Source organism: Rathayibacter sp. VKM Ac-2927, from assembly GCF_022815525.1.
Classification (GTDB): Bacteria; Actinomycetota; Actinomycetes; order Actinomycetales; family Microbacteriaceae; genus Rathayibacter; species Rathayibacter festucae.
Genome location: NZ_JALGRT010000001.1, coordinates 721,919 through 738,427 on the forward strand (window position 1 = coordinate 721,919; position 16,509 = coordinate 738,427).

Genomic DNA, 16,509 nt, shown 5'->3' on the forward strand with positions numbered 1-16,509 from the left:
TTCGTCGTTCTGCGGCCGGGCCGCGCAGCCCCGCCCGCCGCTTTTGAGACGATGGAGGAATGATGGCCGCCGCTCCGACCCGCATCGTCGGCCTCGACGTGGCCCGCGGTCTCGCCGTGCTCGGGATGTTCGCGGCGCACCTCGCCCCCACCGAGCGCGAGATGATCTGGGACGGCCGCAGCGCCGTCCTCTTCGCCGTCCTCGCGGGCGTCTCGATCGGCCTGATGTCCGGCGGGGCGACGCGGTCGACCCGGCCGTTCCTGGACACCGCGTCGATCCTCCTGCGCGGCCTCTACCTCCTCGTCATCGGGGTCGGTCTGACTCTGCTCGGCACGCCGATCGCGGTGATCCTGCCGCACTACGGCCTGATGTTCGTCGTCGCGGCGCTGCTGATGTTCCTGCAGCGGGCGGTGCTCGCGGCCCTCGCCGCCGTCTCCGCCGTCGGCGGCCCCCTGCTCGTCGACCGGATCGTCACCGCCGGGAACGACTGGATCACGACGCTGTCCCCCGAGGACGCCCTGCTCGCGCGGATGCCGCTCACCTGGCTGACGCAGTACTATCCCGTGCCCTCCTGGCTCGCCTACGTGATGCTCGGGCTGCTGATCGCGCGCTGCGACATCCGCTCGGCCACGACGCAGCGCTGGCTCGTGATCGGCGGCGCGATCGCCGCGGTCCTCGGCTACGGTGTCGGCCTCGCCCTCGGCGGGCCGGAGAGCGTCGAGGCGCACTCGAGCACCACCGCCGAGATCGTCGGCGCCGGCGGTGTCGCGGCCGTCGCGATCGGAGCGCTCACCGCGCTCACCGCGCGCCTCGCCGTCGTCCGTGCGGTCACCGCGCCGCTCGCCGCGGTGGGGGCCATGCCGCTCACGGTCTACTCCGTGCAGCTCGTCGCGCTGGCGGTCTACCTGATCCCCTACGAGCCCTTCGACTTCGCCGCCTGGCAGAGCTGGACGCTGCTCGCGTCCTTCACGGTCGTCGCGGTGTTCGGCGCCCTGCTCTGGCGCCGCTTCGTCGGCCAGGGGCCGCTGGAGTGGCTGGTCGCGCGGGCCTCGCTCCGACCGCGCACCCGGGCCGCCCGCCCGGCGCTCGGCTAGGGTGATCCGATGATCACGCGACGCGAAGCCGCTCAGCGCCTCGACATCCCCGTCGAGATGGCGACGCGGCACGGGCTGCCCACGCGCCTCTCCGAGGAGGAGCTCGTCGCCCTGGAGCAGGATCCGCCCGCCTGGCTCGCCCAGTCGCGCGAGAACCGCACCGGGAAGCGCCCGGTCTGGGTGACCCTGGACTGCGCCGTCTGCGGTCGCTCCGAGTCGGCCCGCCCGAAGAAGTGGTGGCCCGACTTCAGCTTCCTCGTCTGCGAGGACCACTCCCCCGACGCGTGGCCGCACCACCCCGAGGGTCACCGCCGCGACGAGTACGACGGCATCGGCACCCGCTTCGTCGGCGTCCTCGACACCCCCGTCTGACCCGCCCGCCCCGCCTGCCCCCGTCCGATTCGCAGGCGATCCGGCCGCCCGCTCACGTCCGGCGCGGGTGAGCGCGCTCTCGCGCCGGGATCACCTGCTCATCGGACCACCCGAGCACGACGAGGAACGGGCCCCCGCAGGAGGCCCGTTCTCAGACCGCGGTCGCGGCTACTCCCATTCGATGGTGCCTGGCGGCTTCGAGGTCACGTCGAGGACCACGCGGTTCACGCCGCTCACCTCGTTGGTGATGCGGTTGGAGATGCGGGCGAGCAGGTCGTAGGGCAGTCGCGTCCAGTCGGCCGTCATAGCGTCCTCGGAGGAGACGGGGCGCAGCACGATCGGGTGGCCGTAGGTGCGGCCGTCGCCCTGGACGCCGACGGAGCGGACGTCGGCGAGCAGCACGACCGGGCACTGCCAGATCTCGCCGTCGAGCCCGGCGGCGGTGAGCTCGGCGCGGACGATGGCGTCGGCCTCCTGGAGCAGGTCGAGCCGCTCCTGGGTGACCTCGCCGACGATGCGGATGCCGAGGCCGGGGCCGGGGAACGGCTGGCGGCCGACGATCGCCTCGGGCAGCCCGAGCTCGCGGCCGATCGCGCGGACCTCGTCCTTGAAGAGGGTCCGCAGCGGCTCGACGAGCGCGAACTGCAGGTCCTCGGGGAGGCCGCCGACGTTGTGGTGCGACTTGATGTTCGCGGTGCCCGTGCCGCCGCCCGACTCGACGACGTCGGGGTAGAGCGTGCCCTGCACGAGGAAGTCGATCGAGGTGCCCTCGCCCTGCGCCTCGAGCACGAGCGCCTCGGCGGCGCCCTCGAAGGTGCGGATGAACTCGCGGCCGATGATCTTGCGCTTCTGCTCGGGATCGCTGACGCCGGCGAGCGCGTCGAGGAACTGCTCGCGCGCGTCGACCGTCACCAGGCGCACACCCGTGGCGGCGACGTAGTCCTCCTCGACCTGGCGGCGCTCGTCCTTGCGCAGCAGGCCGTGGTCGACGAAGACGCAGACCAGCTGGTCGCCGACCGCGCGGTGCACGATCGCGGCGGCGACGGCGGAGTCGACGCCGCCGGACAGGCCGCAGATGACGCGGCCGGTGCCGACCTGCTCGCGGATCAGCGCGACCTGGTCGTCGATGACGTTGGAGGAGTTCCAGTCGGCGGGGATGCCGGCGGCGCGGTGCAGGAAGTTCTCGATGACGGCCTGGCCGTGCGCGGAGTGCTTGACCTCGGGGTGCCACTGCACGCCGTAGAGGCGGCGCTCGTCGCTGCCGAACGCGGCGACGGCGGTCGAGCCGGTCGAGGCGAGCACGTCGAAGCCGGCGGGCGCCTTCGAGACCTGGTCGCCGTGGCTCATCCAGACTGTCTGGTCGACGGGCTGGTCGCCGAGGAGCACACCGCCGTCGGCCGTGACGGACGCGTCGGTCGCGCCGTACTCACGGAGCCCGGTGTTCGCGACCTCGCCGCCGAGCGTCTTGGCCATCACCTGGAAGCCGTAGCAGATGCCCAGCACGGGGATGCCGAGGTCGAAGATCGCGGGGTCGAGCTGCGGCGCCCCCTCCTCGTACACGCTCGAGGGACCGCCGGACAGGATGATCCCGACCGGCGACTTGGCGGCGATCTCCGCGGCCGTCGTGCCGGACGGGACGATCTCGGAGTACACGTTCGCCTCGCGGACGCGCCGCGCGATCAGCTGCGCGTACTGGGCGCCGAAGTCGACGACGAGCACGGGCTGGGCTGCGAGGTGCGGCTGCGGGGCGGACTGCGGCGCGCTGGCGCCGGACTGCTCACTGATGGGGGGCCTCCACGGAGTCGGTCGGGGTCGTCGGCTCGAGGGCGGCGGTGCGCCGCTCGAGGTACTGCTCCACCTCGCGGGCGATGCGGGTCTCGACGAAGAAGGACAGGGTCGGCACGACGCCGCCGAGCGCGATGAGGACGAACCGCGAGAACGGCCAGCGCATCAGGCTCCAGAGGCGGAAGTCGGCGAAGAGGTAGACGACGTAGAACCAGCCGTGCGCGATCAGGATGCCGGTGGACAGGTTCGCGCCCGTCCCGCTCGACTTCCACTCGCCGCCCGGCACCTCGTACATCGGGGCGAAGTGCGCGATCCCCTGCTGCCCGAAGACGAACAGCTCGAGGTGGAACACGTACTTCAGCAGCATCTCCGCGCAGAGCAGCAGGAGCATCACGCCGGTGATGATCGAGGTCACCCGGTAGAAGCGCAGCGCGCTCCGGATCGCAGGGAACTGCGCGGGCTTGGGCTCGAGGGGCATGGGGTCCAGTTTACGGGGCGGAGACGGTGACCGGGCTCTGCGCGAGCTCGGCGGCCTCGAGGGCCTCCTCGGTCTCGCGCTCCCAGGCGTCGCGGACGAGGCGGAACCACAGGTAGAGCGCGAAGCCGGCGAAGACGACCCACTCGATCGCGTAGAAGACGTTGAGCCAGTTCAGCGAGACGTCGGTGACGCGGGCGGGCGAGTCGATCGCCTCGAGGCCGGAGACCGGCTGGTCGACGACGACGTAGCCCTGGTAGACGTCCAGCGGCGGGTCCGGCCAGCGGTTGATCAGCGCCGGGATCGAGAGCGCGGTGAGGGTCATCGGATCGGTGCCCTCGGCGGGCACCTCGGCGGCCTCGTTCGCGACGAGGCGGCCGGTGAAGCCGGTCGGCGCCGCCTCCGCGCCGTCGTTCAGACGCTCGGCGACGCTCCGCGCCTGCTCCTGGTCCGCGGTCCAGCCGTAGGCGACGACGAGGTCGGCGTCAGCGGTGCGGGTGCGCGCGATGACCCACCAGCCCGGCTGCTCGCCGTTCAGACGCCCGCCGAGGATCTCGGCGCCGCCCGGGACGAACTCGGAGCTGCCCTCCACGCGCTGGCCGTCGGCGGTCGCGGTGATCGGGCGCGACGGGGCGGCGACCTCGTCGAGCGGCAGCACCGTCTCGGAGACGCCGGAGTCGGGCGCGGCGGCCTCGACCGCGCGTCCCACCTGCCACTGGCCGAGGGCCGCGAAGAGCCCCGCGATCACCAGCGCAAGGGCCAGGGCCGCGAGCCAGCGCGGTCGCCGGGCGACCTGCCAGACCGTGCTCTGCGGCGGGGCGCTCTGCGTCATGCGTTCCTCGTTCGGGGCGGATCCGCTCGGCGGCGGCGGACCGCTGAAGCCTAGCCAACCAGGGTGGGAGGACCCTCGGATCGCTGCCCCTCCTGCTGGTCGAGCAGCCCCGCAGGGGCGTATCGAGACCCACCGTCACCGACAGGGCGGGTCTGCAGATCCCTCCTGCTGATCGAGGTGGATCTCGATACGCCCGCTCCGCGGGCTACTCGATCAGCAGAGGGCGTCCGCCGAGCGACCGCGCCGGGCGGCTCAGTAGTCGGGCTCGCGCGGGCGCCGCGGCCGGTCGGAGTCGATGCCGTCGGACTGCTGCATCGCCTGGTCGATGAGGGCCTGCCGCATCGGGTCCGGGAACTCGTCGTCCAGCTCGTCGGGCTCGACGGGTCGGCGCGGTCGGGGAGCAGGCTCGGCGACCGGCGCCTCGGCGGGGTCGGCCGCCGGACGCTCGTCCGCCGCCCCGTCCGCCATCGCCGCCTCGACCAAGGCGAAGTCCTCCTCCGCCATCGCGCTGCGGGTGGCCGGCTTCGGCCGGTGCCGCCGCCGCGAGAGGAACTGCCCGATGCTCTCCGAGCGCGACGCGAGGATCGGGCCGACGATCGCCATGATCAGCACGTAGAGTCCCGCGAACGGCTGGATCCGCTCGTCGAGCCCCGCCGAGAGCGAGAGCGTCGCGAGGATCAGCGCGAACTCGCCCCGGTTGTGCAGGATGAAGGCCGCGTTGAGCCCGGCCCGGGGCCCGAGCTTGTTCAGCCAGGCGACGAACTGGCCGGCGCCGAGGTTGAGCACGATCGTCATCACCGCGGCGGCGATCACCGGCAGCACGACGTCGGGGAAGGCTCCCGGATCAAGGCCGAGGCCGAAGTTCACGAAGAAGAAGGCGCCGAACACGTCGCGCAGCGGGATCGCGATCCGCTCGACCCGCGCGCGGAAGCGGGTGGCGCCGATCACCAGGCCGATCAGGAACGCGCCGATCGCATCGGTCACGCCGAGCACCTCACCGATCCCGCCGAAGAGGATCGCGAGACCGAAGAACAGGATCGTGAACAGCTCGTCGTCGCGGGTGCGGAAGAACCGCGAGACCACCCGGCCGCCCCAGCGCGCGATCGCGAACATCACCACGAGGAACGCGAACGCGATGACCAGCTTCAGGACGACCGGCCACGGCTCCGTCTCGCCCGAGAGCACGACCGACACGATCGCCAGGTAGACCGCGATGAAGATGTCCTCCACGACGGTCACGCCGAGGATCATCGGCGTCTCCGGGTTGGCGAGGCGCTTGAGCTCGATCAGCAGCTTCGTCACGATCGCGCTCGAGCTCGTCGCCGTGATGCCCGCGATGATCAGCGCCTCGCGGCTGCCCCAGCCCAGCACGAACCCGAAGGCCAGGCCGGCCGCCATGTTGACGGCGATGTAGGAGCCGCCGGAGAGGATCAGCCGCGCCGCATTGCCGTAGAACTCGTCCTGATCGAACTCCAGGCCGAGGTTGAACAGCAGCAGGATCAGCCCGAAGACCGCCGTCAGCTCGATGTAGGACGACTCGAAGTCGAGCGGGAAGAGGTGGAAGTTCGGGCTCGCGAGCAGGCCGACGACCATGTAGATCGGGATGGCCGGAAGGCCGATCGTGCGCCCCAGCCGCCCGAGGACGTAGGCGACGACGAACAGGACACCGAGGACGATGAGGTCTTCGCCGTGGTGCATCCTCAGGCTCCGGGCGGCGTCTCGGTAGCCTTGGCGAAGACGCCGGAGCGGAAGAAGGCGAAGGCCTTGGCGACCTTCTCCGGGCTGCCGGCGACGACGAGCGTGTCGCCCGGGAACACCCGGAAGTCGGGGGCGGGAGCGGGGTTCGCGGCGTCACCGCGCACGACGGCGACGACGGTGAGGCCGACGATGCCGCGGTCGGCGGGCTTGCCCAGCTGCTGGCCCGCGATGTGGTCGTCGTAGTCGACGGTGAACCAGTCGATGGAGAGCCCGGGGATCTGGTCGAGCGCGGTGAGCGACTCGGTGATCTGGGTGCCGCCGAGCAGCTCGGCGAGGGTGTGCGCTTCGTCGTCGCTGAGGCGGAGCGAGACCTTCGCGCCGTCCTGATCGCCCTCGGCGAAGGTGATCAGGTCGCTGTGACCCGAGCGGTGCGCGATGACGCCGACCTTGCCGCCGTCGGCGGTGAGGAAGGTGTGCAGGACACCGACACCGGGCAGCTTGACCCTGCGGACCTCGACCATGCGTGCTCCATCCGCGCCTGACAGCGCTCCGACCTCGGGATTCCTCCCAGTTTAGGCGGCCACCGCCCGCCCCCGGCCCCCGTTCGCCCACGGAGGACCCGGTCACGTCGGCCTCCTCGCTCGGTCGAGGTGCGTCCCCTCTGCTGATCGAGCAGCCCGCGCAGCGGGCGCATCGAGATGCACGCGCATGAAGACATGAGTCTGCAGATCCGCCGTGCTGATCACGGTGGGTCTCGATACGCCCCTCCGGGGCTACTCGACCAGCGAAGAAGGGCGCACGAACGAGCAAGGACGGGCGACCGGACCTCGGACTCCGCTCCCTGATCGCAGCACACCTGACCCATGCTGATCGAGTAGCCCGCGCAGCGGGCGTATCGAGATCCACCCGCGTCAGACGACGAGTCTGCAGACCCCCCTGCTGAGGACGGTGGGTCTCGATACGCCCCTCCGGCGCTACTCGACCAGCAAACAAGGGCCCATGAGCGCGAGCCATCCGGCGAAGACGGCGAGCGGTCACCTCGGCCGGCCGGCGGGCTAGCTGGGCTGGTAGGGGGCGACGACGACCTCGACGCGCTGGAACTCCTTGAGGTCGGAGTAGCCGGTGGTCGCCATCGAGCGGCGCAGGGCGCCGATCAGGTTCGCGGTGCCGTTCGCGTCGGTCGCGGGGCCGTAGAGCACCTGCTCGAGCGTGCCAACGGTGCCGACCTGGACGCGGCGTCCGCGCGGGAGCTGCTGGTGGTGCGCCTCGGCACCCCAGTGCCAGCCGCCGCCGGGCGCGTCGGTGGCGCGGGCGAGCGCGGAGCCGAGCATCACGGCGTCGGCGCCGACCGCGACGGCCTTGACGATGTCGCCGGAGGTGCCGAGGCCGCCGTCCGCGATGACGTGCACGTAGCGTCCGCCGGACTCGTCGAGGTAGTCGCGGCGAGCGCCGGCGACGTCGGCGACCGCGGTGGCCATCGGCGCCTGGATGCCGAGCGTCGCGCGGGTCGTCGAGGCGGCGCCGCCGCCGAAGCCGACGAGGACGCCCGCGGCGCCCGTGCGCATCAGGTGCAGGGCGGCCGTGTACGTCGAGGCCCCGCCGACGATGACCGGCACGTCGAGCTCGTAGATGAACTTCTTGAGGTTGAGCGGCTCGGTGTCCCGCGAGACGTGCTCGGCCGACACGGTCGTTCCGCGGATGACGAACACGTCGACCCCCGCGTCGACCACCGTCTGGTACAGCTCGGCGGTGCGCTGCGGCGACAGCGCACCCGCGACCGTCACGCCGGCCGCGCGGATCTCCGCGAGCCGCGCCGTCACCAGCTCCGGCTTCACCGGCTCCGAGTAGATCTCCTGCATGCGCTGCGTCGCCCGCTCCGCCGGCAGCTCCCGGATCTCCGCCAGCAGCGGCTCCGGGTCCTCGTAGCGCGTCCACAGCCCCTCGAGGTCGAGGACGCCCAGCGCCCCCAGCCGGCCCAGCGTGATCGCCGTCGCCGGCGAGACCACCGAGTCCATCGGCGCCGCGAGGATCGGAGTGCTGAACTGGTACGCGTCGATCGCCCACTTCACCGAGACCACCTCCGGGTCGCGGGTCCGGCGGCTCGGGACCACCGCGATGTCGTCGAAGGCGTACGCGCGGCGGGCGCGCTTGGCGCGCCCGATCTCGATCTCCATGAGCGGCAGTTTACCTGTGGCTCCATCCTCGCTCCGCGCCTCGCTCCGCTCAGCACTCCGCTCGTCTGTCGCCCGCAGTCGGCTCGAGCAACGGGTCGCGTCCCGTAGAGCGTCTCGCGTCCGCGCACGCCTATCCGCTGGCACGCGGATCGGCGGATAGCGCTCCCACCCTGCTGCCGCGCGTGTCTGGCGGGGCAGTCGCGGCGGCGCGTCAGCGCCGCTCGCGCTGAGTCCCTCGGTCTCCCCCAGGTCCGCGTGCCCCGAGTGGGAGGCGTCGGGTCGTGAGGGCGGCCCCTCCGGCGTGGTGGGCGTATGGGCCGAAGGCCCATCGGGCAGAGGGGCCGCCCTCACGACCCGACGCCGACCCCCACCCAGAGCCCCAGCAGCAGAATCAGCGCCGGTAGTTCGGCGCCTCCACCACCATCTGCACATCATGCGGGTGCGACTCCTTCAGCCCCGCCGCCGTGATCCGCACGAACTTCCCGCGCTCCTTGAGCTCCGAGATCGTCCGCGCCCCCACGTAGAACATCGACTGCCGCAGCCCGCCCGCAAGCTGGTACGCCACGTTCGCGAGCGGCCCGCGGTACGGCACCTGGCCCTCGATGCCCTCCGCGATCAGCTTGTCGTCGGTGGGGACGTCGGACTGGAAGTAGCGGTCCTTCGAGTAGGAGGTCCGCTCGCCGCGGGTCTGCAGCGCGCCGAGCGAGCCCATGCCGCGGTAGGTCTTGAACTGCTTGCCGTTCTGGAAGACGAGGTCGCCGGGGCTCTCCTCGCAGCCCGCGAGGAGCGAGCCGAGCATGACGGTGTCGGCGCCGGCGACGAGCGCCTTCGCGATGTCGCCGGAGTACTGCAGCCCGCCGTCGGCGATCACCGGGACGCCCGACTCGCGGGCGGCGAGCGACGCCTCGTAGACGGCGGTCACCTGCGGCACGCCGACGCCGGCGACGACGCGGGTGGTGCAGATGGAGCCGGGGCCGACTCCGACCTTGATGGCGTCGGCGCCCGCGTCGACGAGCGCCTGGGCGCCGGAGCGGGTGGCCACGTTGCCGCCGATGACGTCGACGCCGGCGAAGGCCGAGTCGGCCTTGAGGCGGCGGATGATCTCGAGGACCCCGGCGGAGTCGCCGTTGGCGGTGTCCACGACGAGGACGTCGACCCCGGCGTCGAGGAGCGCGGTGGCGCGCTGCCAGGCGTCGCCGAAGAAGCCGATGGCGGCGCCGACGCGCAGGCGCCCCTCCTCGTCCTTCGTCGCGTTCGGGTACTGCTCGGACTTGTCGAAGTCCTTCACCGTGATGAGTCCGGCGAGCTTGCCCTGAGCGTCGACGAGGGGCAGCTTCTCGATCTTGTGCTGCGCGAAGAGCGCGATCACCTCGCTGTCGGGGATGCCGACGCGGCCGGTGATCAGGCCGGCGCTCGTCATCACGTCGCGGACGAGGGTGGACGCCTTCTCGAACGGCGAGACGAAGCGCATGTCGCGGTTGGTGATGATGCCGACGAGGACGCCGCTCGCGTCGACGACGGGGAGGCCGCTGATCCGGTACTGCCCGCAGAGGTCGTCGACCTGCGCGACCGTCGCGTCGGGGGTCGTGGTGACGGGATTCGACACCATGCCCGACTCGCTGCGCTTGACGCGGTCGACCTGGTCGGCCTGATCGGCGATCGAGAGGTTGCGGTGCAGGATGCCGAGCCCGCCCTGACGGGCCATGGCGATCGCCATCCGCGACTCGGTGACGGTGTCCATCGCCGCGGAGAGCAGCGGGGTCGCGACCGTGATGCGCTTGGTGAGCCGGGAGGCCGTGTCGGCCTCGCTCGGGATGACGTCGGTGTGCCCGGGGAGGAGCATGACGTCGTCGTAGGTGAGTCCGAGGAATCCGAAGGGATCCGGCTGGTCCATCAATGCCCCTTAGCAGGTCGTGCGGGTGGCCCGGTGGTGGAGGTCGCGCATCCGGTCACGGGTGTCCCGGATGCTCAATCTTAAGCGCGGCGACGCGCCCGGTATTCCTGCCAAGACGTCCCTTGGATGTGCTCCGGGTGCGCTCGCGACCCGTGCGGGGGACACGGGAGCGCTCTCCGCCCCGCATAATGTCGTCACGCAGTAGTGCAGGTGGGGAAACACCGCCGACACATGCGGAACGTATGGTCAACCAACGTTGTTTGACGACGGCGATCCGGGCGCGCCCGAGGACCCCATCCGTCTGTGCACCCTGACGAGAGGTAGACGTCTTGCTCACAGCCAGCCGTTCGACGCGCCACAAGCGCGCGACGACCCTGCATCCGACGGACCGGGAGGCTCCCCGTGCCTAGGCGGCTCCCCACACTCCGCACGCTCCGCGACGGCCTGGTCGCACTCGGCCTGCTCGCCGCGACCCTGACCGGCGTCGCCGCCGCGGCGCCCGCTGCGACCGCCGAGACCACGGCCGACCAGTCGATCATCGCCTGGGTCCGCGTGCAGGGCACGAACGAGAACCTGGTGGGGGTGACCGTCGAGCTCGGCGGCGACGCCACCGCGACCCTCACCACGGGCGACGACGGCCGCGCCGTCTTCCCGCTCGAGGAGGCCGGCACCTTCAGCGTGACGGTCGACGAGGAGACGCTCCCCGCCGACAAGGGCTACCCGGCAGCGGGGCAGAACCCGAAGCAGGTGACGATCGTCTCCTCGCAGAACCAGATCGTGAACTTCATCGTCTCGACGGCCAACCCGATCGGCACGGGCGCGAGCGCTCCGGTCCCGACCGACTCCGCCGCCCCCACGAACCCCGCCACCGAGGGCACCACGGGCAACGACGCGACGAACCCCGACGGGACCTCGACCGCGGCGAACCAGCCGGTCACGGCGAACACCTTCTGGATCATCTTCTGGCCCAAGGTCGTCACCGGCCTGATCTTCGGACTCCTGATCGCCCTCGCGGCGATCGGCGCCTCGCTGATCTACGGCGTCACCGGGCTGAACAACTTCGCCCACGGCGAGCTGGTCACCTTCGGCGCGCTGATGGCGTACCTCTTCTCCGGCGTCTTCGGGCTGCCGGCGCTGCTGGCGATCCCGATCGCGGTGATCCTCGGCGGGGTGTTCGGCTTCGCGCAGGACGGACTGCTCTGGAAGCCGCTGCGCAAGAGGAACATCCAGCTGATCCCGCTGATGATCGTGACCATCGGCCTGTCGCTCGCGCTGCGCTACACCTTCGTCTTCTTCTTCGGCGCGGACCGGCTCTCCCTGCCGAACAGCACGGCGCCGTTCTTCACGGTCCCGGCGCTCGGCATCAGCCTCAAGTTCACCGACCTCGTCGGCGCAGCCGTCGGCATCGTCTGCATCGTCGGTGTCGCCCTGCTGCTCACGAAGACCAAGATCGGCAAGGCGATGCGCGCGGTGTCCGACAACCGGGCCCTCGCCTCCGCCTCCGGCATCAACGTCGAGCGCGTCATCCGCGTGGTCTGGGTGCTCTCCGGAGCCCTCGCCGCACTGGCCGGCGTCTACATCGGCTACTACCAGTCGCTGCGCTGGGACACCGGAGCGTCGATCCTGCTGCTGATCTTCGCGGCGATCACGCTCGGCGGACTCGGCTCCGCCTACGGAGCGCTGGTCGGCTCGCTCATCATCGGCCTGATGATGAACATCTCGACGATCTGGATCCCGGAGAACCTCAAGTACGTGGCTCCGCTCGTCCTCATGATCATCATCCTGCTGGTCAGACCGCAGGGCATCCTCGGTCGCAAGGAACGGATCGGCTGACACCATGAACCTCAACTTCATCTGGCTGGCGATCGGGCAGATCGTCGATCCCACCGTCGCCGCCTACGCGCTCGCGACCATCGGCCTGGTCATCCACTTCGGATTCACCGGCCTCCTCAACTTCGGCCAGGCCGGCTTCATGGCGGTGGGCGGCTACGCCTTCGCCATCACCTCGGTCAAGTTCGAATGGCCCGTCTGGGGCTCCCTGCTCGCGACGATCGTCGCGGCGACCCTCTTCGCCCTCATCCTCGGCATCCCGACGCTGAGACTGCGGGCGGACTACCTCTCGATCGTCACGATCGCGGCGGCCGAGATCGTCCGGCTCTCGGTCAAGACACCCGAGTTCTCGGCGGTGACCGGCGGCTCGGAGGGCATCAACGGCGCGGCGAAGGCGTTCAACGACCTCAACCCGCTGCCGGAGGGGCGCTTCGGGATCGGGATCCTCACCTACAACCAGGACCAGTGGTGGGTCCGCATCGTCGGCTGGGGCCTCGTGCTCCTGGCCTGCCTGCTGGTCTTCCTCCTGATGCGCAGCCCCTGGGGTCGCGTCATCAAGGGCATCCGCGAGGACGAGGACGCCGTGCGCTCGCTCGGCAAGAACGTCTTCTCCTACAAGATCCAGGCGCTGATCCTCGGCGGCGTGCTGGGCGGCCTGGCCGGAGCGCTGTTCATCCTGCCGCGCTCCCTGCAGCCCGACAACTACGGCACCCAGCTGACGTTCTTCCTCTACACGATCATGCTGCTGGGCGGTGCCGCGACGGTCTTCGGGCCGGTCGTCGGCTCGATCATCTTCTGGGTCGTCCTCGGTCTGACCGACGGACTGCTCACGCTCGGGATCGACACCGGGGTCCTCAACAACGACCTCATCAAGCTCACCACCGTGCAGACCGGACCGATCCGGTTCATCGTGGTGGGTGTGGCCCTCATGCTCCTGGTGATCTTCAGACCCCAGGGAATCTTCGGCAAGAAGAAGGATCTGCACTTTGCCTAAAACGCCGGTCTCGGACATCACCGAGCAGGAAATCGTCCCCGGGGTCGTCAAGAAGGACCCCATCCTCGTCGCCGACGGCGTCAGCCGCCGCTTCGGCGGCCTCACCGCGGTCGACGTCGCCCACGTCGAGATCCCGCGCGGCTCGATCACCGCGCTGATCGGCCCGAACGGCGCCGGCAAGACCACGTTCTTCAACCTGCTGACGGGCTTCGACAAGCCCAACACCGGGCGCTGGAACTTCAAGGGCAAGAACCTCGCGAACGTCCCCGCCTACAAGGTGTCCCGGATGGGCATGGTGCGCACCTTCCAGCTCACCAAGGCCCTCGGCGGCATGACGGTGCTCGAGAACATGCTCCTCGGCGCCAAGGGGCAGAAGGGCGAGAACATCCTCACCTCGCTCATCCGGCCGCTGTGGTCGAAGGAGGAGGAGTCGATCGAGAACCGCGCCATCCGGCTGCTGGAGAAGTTCAAGCTCGACACCAAGAAGGACGACTACGCGTCCAGCCTCTCGGGCGGCCAGAAGAAGCTGCTGGAGATGGCGCGCGCCCTGATGTCGGAACCCGAGCTGGTCATGCTCGACGAGCCGATGGCCGGCGTGAACCCGGCGCTGACACAGTCGCTGCTGGGCCACATCGTGAACCTCAAGGACGAGGGCATGACCGTGCTCTTCGTCGAGCACGACATGCACATGGTCAACACGATCGCCGACTGGGTGATCGTGATGGCCGAGGGCAAGGTCGTCGCCGAGGGACCGCCGTCGACGGTGATGAACGACCCCGCGGTCATCGACGCCTATCTCGGCGCGCACCACGACACCGACCTCGGCACGATCGAGGGCCAGCTCGAGGTGGCGGAGGAGATGGACTCGGACCTCGTCCGCGAGGACGTCGAGAAGCGGGCCGAGGCGGCCGGCGTCGACGTGCACCCGCACCGCGACGACGCGGCCACCGCTGCGCCGTCCCCCGCCGTCGCGCACGCCGTGGACGCCGCCCCCGCGACGGCCGTCCCCGCGGACGGCGCACCGACGAGCATCGCGCCGACCACCGACGCGCCCGCCGTCGACTTCGGAAAGGACGAGAAGTGACCCAGAACACGCTCGAGACGCACGACCTCCACGCGGGGTACGTGCCGGGAGTCAACATCCTGAACGGGTCGAACGTCTACGTGAAGAAGGGCGAGCTCGTCGGCATCATCGGCCCCAACGGAGCCGGCAAGTCGACGCTGCTCAAGGCGATGTTCGGGCTGGTGAACATCCGCCAGGGCACGGTCCTGCTCAACGGCGAGGACATCACCGGCTTCAAGGCCGACAAGCTGGTCTCCAAGGGCGTCGGCTTCGTGCCGCAGAACAACAACGTCTTCCCGTCGCTCACCATCGAGGAGAACCTCGAGATGGGCATGTACCAGAAGCCGAAGATGTTCAAGGACCGCCTCGAGTTCGTGACGGAGCTCTTCCCCGAGCTGACCAAGCGCCTCAAGCAGCGCTCCGGCTCGCTCTCGGGCGGCGAGCGCCAGATGGTCGCGATGTCGCGGGCCCTGATGATGGACCCGTCGATGCTGCTGCTCGACGAGCCGAGCGCCGGTCTCTCGCCGATGCGCCAGGACGAGACCTTCGTCAACGTCCAGCGGATCAACCGCGCCGGCGTCTCGATCATGATCGTCGAGCAGAACGCCCGCCGCGCGCTGCAGATCTGCGACCGCGGCTACGTGCTCGACCAGGGCCGCGACGCCTACGAGGGTCCCGGCCGCGAGCTGATGAACGATCCGAAGGTGATCGAGCTCTACCTCGGCACGCTCGCGACGACCAACGAGGTCACCACGAGCACGCCCACCGTCGGCGGCTGAGTCCGCCGCACCCCCGGGCCCGTCACCCGCCGAGAGGCGGGGGCGGGCCCGTCGTCGTCGAGGAGGAGGACCGGATGCGCCGCAGCGCCGCTCTGGTCGTCGTCGCGCTCGCGGCAGGGCTCCTCTCCGGCTGCGCACCCGGGCCGGTCTCGGACCTGCCGGCGGGCGTCTCCGTCGGCGTGCAGCAGAACCGCGACGACTACGGTCCCCGCCGGCTCGAGGTCCTGGTGACCAACACCGCCGACGAGCCCCTGGACGTCTGGGAGGCGCGGCTCGACTCCCCCGCCTTCACCGACCCGGCCGCCACCGACGGCCCGACCACGGTGCGCCCGGGGACGACGACCGCGCTCCGGCTGCAGCTCGCTCCCCCGGACTGCGCGGACCCCGGCGCGGACGCCCGTGTGAGGCTCGCCTTCACGCAGGGCGGGGTCTCGGGGACGGCCGTGGTCGCGCCGGACGATCCGCTCGGCAGCCTGCCGCGCATCCACGGCGAGGACTGCCTCGCACAGCGCGTGGCGGAGGTGGTGTCGATCGTGCCCGGAGACGCCGTCACGGTGGCGCAGGAGGGCGGACAGCCCGTCGCGCACCTGCCGCTCACCCTGACGCCGACGGGGGCCGATGGGGGCGTCTCGATCGACTCGGTCGGACGCACGATCCTGCTCCGACCCGCCTCGGGACAGGACAGCTGGCCCGTCGGGGTGCCGATGGACGCCGGCGCCGCCACGACCCGCGTCGACCTCGCGATCGTGCCGAACAACTGCAACACGCACACCGTCTCCGAGGACAAGCGCGGCACGTTCTTCCCGGTCGCCGTCACGCTCGACGACGGCACCTCGGGCGTCGTCGCCGTCGGTGTCTCCGACGCCGTGCGCGGGGCGCTCTACCGCTTCATCGCCGAGGACTCCTGCCGCTGGCAGTGAGCGCCGGCGCACCACGGACATCGAGTCTCTCTCTGCGCTGGCACCCCCCGCCCGAGGGCCAGGACAGCGGCCGCCGTGCCGTAATTTTGGGGACAAGAAACATCGGCGCCGACACCTCGACCGGACTCCTCTCCCCCTGATCAGGGCCGGATTCCCGCTCTCCCCGGCACCGATTCCTTCCCCTTCCGCGTCCCCTCCCGGCGCCGCGGTCCCCGTCTTCGAAGGAGCCGACCCATGAAGAGCTACACCCCCGCACCCGTCGCCCTCGGCGCGACCTTCGGCACCGGTGCGATCGGCGACTACGAGCGCTGGTCCGTCGTCGGCGTCTACGCTCAGGTCGTCATCGCCGAGACCACCGGCGGCAAGCGCCGCAACTACAGCCGCTCGTTCGTGACCTACCGCCTGGCTCAGGAGGCGGAGCTCCTCCGCGCCTCCTGAGGCCGCACCGCCCCGCCGCCGAGCGCGCGTCCCCCCGGGGGCGCGCGCTCGACGCGTTGTGCGGCCAGCCCGCCGGCGACCGACGCCACTTCGGCCATGCTGGTCGAGCAGCCGCGCAGCGAGACCATGCCGGTCGAGCAGCCGCGCAGCGGCGTATCGAG

15 protein-coding genes are annotated in these 16,509 nt (G+C 70.8%); 8 read left to right on the top strand and 7 right to left on the bottom strand.

The features are described from left to right. Positions 1-59 precede the first annotated feature (59 nt). Together MT353_RS03375 and MT353_RS03380 are read left to right on the top strand one after the other, a co-directional pair. A complete protein-coding gene (locus MT353_RS03375) occupies positions 60-1,094 on the top strand; it encodes a DUF418 domain-containing protein (protein ID WP_243623608.1) in 1,035 nt (344 codons plus the stop codon). A 9-nt stretch (positions 1,095-1,103) separates the two neighbouring features. After that, on the top strand, positions 1,104-1,466 hold the full coding sequence (locus MT353_RS03380; protein ID WP_243582582.1) for a hypothetical protein: 363 nt from the start codon (positions 1,104-1,106) through the stop codon (positions 1,464-1,466). Positions 1,467-1,634: 168 nt separating this feature from the next. Here the strand turns inward: MT353_RS03380 and guaA are convergent, their stop codons facing one another. The 7 genes from guaA to guaB form a co-directional block, all read right to left on the bottom strand. After that, on the bottom strand, positions 1,635-3,185 hold the full coding sequence (gene guaA, locus MT353_RS03385) for a glutamine-hydrolyzing GMP synthase (RefSeq protein ID WP_208110562.1): 1,551 nt from the start codon (positions 3,183-3,185) through the stop codon (positions 1,635-1,637). A 58-nt stretch (positions 3,186-3,243) separates the two neighbouring features. Further along, positions 3,244-3,729, bottom strand: a complete 486-nt coding sequence (locus MT353_RS03390; protein WP_123445099.1) for a DUF3817 domain-containing protein — start codon at positions 3,727-3,729, stop codon at positions 3,244-3,246. 10 nt (positions 3,730-3,739) lie between these two features. Continuing rightward, the gene (locus MT353_RS03395) at positions 3,740-4,558 is read right to left on the bottom strand and encodes an SURF1 family protein (protein WP_243623609.1); all 819 of its coding nucleotides are present in this window, start codon (positions 4,556-4,558) and stop codon (positions 3,740-3,742) included. 252 nt (positions 4,559-4,810) lie between these two features. After that, positions 4,811-6,256: a cation:proton antiporter gene (locus MT353_RS03400; protein WP_123445097.1), complete on the bottom strand. Its 1,446-nt coding sequence runs from the start codon at positions 6,254-6,256 to the stop codon at positions 4,811-4,813. Positions 6,257-6,258: 2 nt separating this feature from the next. After that, positions 6,259-6,777 carry a cation:proton antiporter regulatory subunit gene (locus tag MT353_RS03405; protein ID WP_243600574.1) on the bottom strand — a complete coding sequence of 173 codons (519 nt, stop codon included), beginning with the start codon at positions 6,775-6,777 and terminating at the stop codon, positions 6,259-6,261. A gap of 534 nt (positions 6,778-7,311) precedes the next feature. Next, positions 7,312-8,430, bottom strand: a complete 1,119-nt coding sequence (locus MT353_RS03410; protein ID WP_123733534.1) for a GuaB3 family IMP dehydrogenase-related protein — start codon at positions 8,428-8,430, stop codon at positions 7,312-7,314. A gap of 391 nt (positions 8,431-8,821) precedes the next feature. After that, positions 8,822-10,324 (bottom strand): IMP dehydrogenase, encoded by a 1,503-nt coding sequence (gene guaB, locus MT353_RS03415; RefSeq protein WP_243600573.1) that lies wholly within the window; start codon positions 10,322-10,324, stop codon positions 8,822-8,824. Between the two features lie 402 nt (positions 10,325-10,726). Here guaB and MT353_RS03420 point away from each other — a divergent pair, with 402 nt between their 5' ends. The 6 genes from MT353_RS03420 to MT353_RS03445 all read left to right on the top strand — a co-directional run bounded on the left by MT353_RS03420 (position 10,727) and on the right by MT353_RS03445 (position 16,348). Next, positions 10,727-12,157, top strand: coding sequence for a branched-chain amino acid ABC transporter permease (locus MT353_RS03420; RefSeq protein WP_243600572.1), 1,431 nt, complete (start codon positions 10,727-10,729; stop codon positions 12,155-12,157). A gap of 4 nt (positions 12,158-12,161) precedes the next feature. After that, entirely contained in the window at positions 12,162-13,148 is a 987-nt protein-coding gene (locus tag MT353_RS03425) for a branched-chain amino acid ABC transporter permease (RefSeq protein ID WP_123445092.1), read from the top strand. Next, positions 13,132-14,232 carry an ATP-binding cassette domain-containing protein gene (locus tag MT353_RS03430; RefSeq protein WP_374204668.1) on the top strand — a complete coding sequence of 367 codons (1,101 nt, stop codon included), beginning with the start codon at positions 13,132-13,134 and terminating at the stop codon, positions 14,230-14,232. Before MT353_RS03425 ends, MT353_RS03430 begins: the two co-directional genes overlap by 17 nt. Next, positions 14,229-14,990, top strand: coding sequence for an ABC transporter ATP-binding protein (locus MT353_RS03435; RefSeq protein ID WP_123445090.1), 762 nt, complete (start codon positions 14,229-14,231; stop codon positions 14,988-14,990). The genes MT353_RS03430 and MT353_RS03435 overlap by 4 nt, the downstream gene beginning before the upstream one ends. 74 nt (positions 14,991-15,064) lie before the next feature. Next, positions 15,065-15,910 carry a hypothetical protein gene (locus MT353_RS03440; RefSeq protein WP_243623610.1) on the top strand — a complete coding sequence of 282 codons (846 nt, stop codon included), beginning with the start codon at positions 15,065-15,067 and terminating at the stop codon, positions 15,908-15,910. A gap of 234 nt (positions 15,911-16,144) precedes the next feature. Further along, positions 16,145-16,348 carry a hypothetical protein gene (locus MT353_RS03445; protein ID WP_123445088.1) on the top strand — a complete coding sequence of 68 codons (204 nt, stop codon included), beginning with the start codon at positions 16,145-16,147 and terminating at the stop codon, positions 16,346-16,348. Positions 16,349-16,509: the final 161 nt, after the last annotated feature.

Coding starts and splice junctions, on each gene's coding strand:
- MT353_RS03375 (WP_243623608.1), top strand. CDS start 60: ATGATGGCCGCCGCTCCGACCCGCATCGTCGGCCTCGACGTGGCCCGC.
- MT353_RS03380 (WP_243582582.1), top strand. CDS start 1,104: ATGATCACGCGACGCGAAGCCGCTCAGCGCCTCGACATCCCCGTCGAG.
- MT353_RS03390 (WP_123445099.1), bottom strand. CDS start 3,729: ATGCCCCTCGAGCCCAAGCCCGCGCAGTTCCCTGCGATCCGGAGCGCG.
- MT353_RS03395 (WP_243623609.1), bottom strand. CDS start 4,558: ATGACGCAGAGCGCCCCGCCGCAGAGCACGGTCTGGCAGGTCGCCCGG.
- MT353_RS03400 (WP_123445097.1), bottom strand. CDS start 6,256: ATGCACCACGGCGAAGACCTCATCGTCCTCGGTGTCCTGTTCGTCGTC.
- MT353_RS03405 (WP_243600574.1), bottom strand. CDS start 6,777: ATGGTCGAGGTCCGCAGGGTCAAGCTGCCCGGTGTCGGTGTCCTGCAC.
- MT353_RS03410 (WP_123733534.1), bottom strand. CDS start 8,430: ATGGAGATCGAGATCGGGCGCGCCAAGCGCGCCCGCCGCGCGTACGCC.
- guaB (WP_243600573.1), bottom strand. CDS start 10,324: ATGGACCAGCCGGATCCCTTCGGATTCCTCGGACTCACCTACGACGAC.
- MT353_RS03425 (WP_123445092.1), top strand. CDS start 12,162: ATGAACCTCAACTTCATCTGGCTGGCGATCGGGCAGATCGTCGATCCC.
- MT353_RS03440 (WP_243623610.1), top strand. CDS start 15,065: ATGCGCCGCAGCGCCGCTCTGGTCGTCGTCGCGCTCGCGGCAGGGCTC.
- MT353_RS03445 (WP_123445088.1), top strand. CDS start 16,145: ATGAAGAGCTACACCCCCGCACCCGTCGCCCTCGGCGCGACCTTCGGC.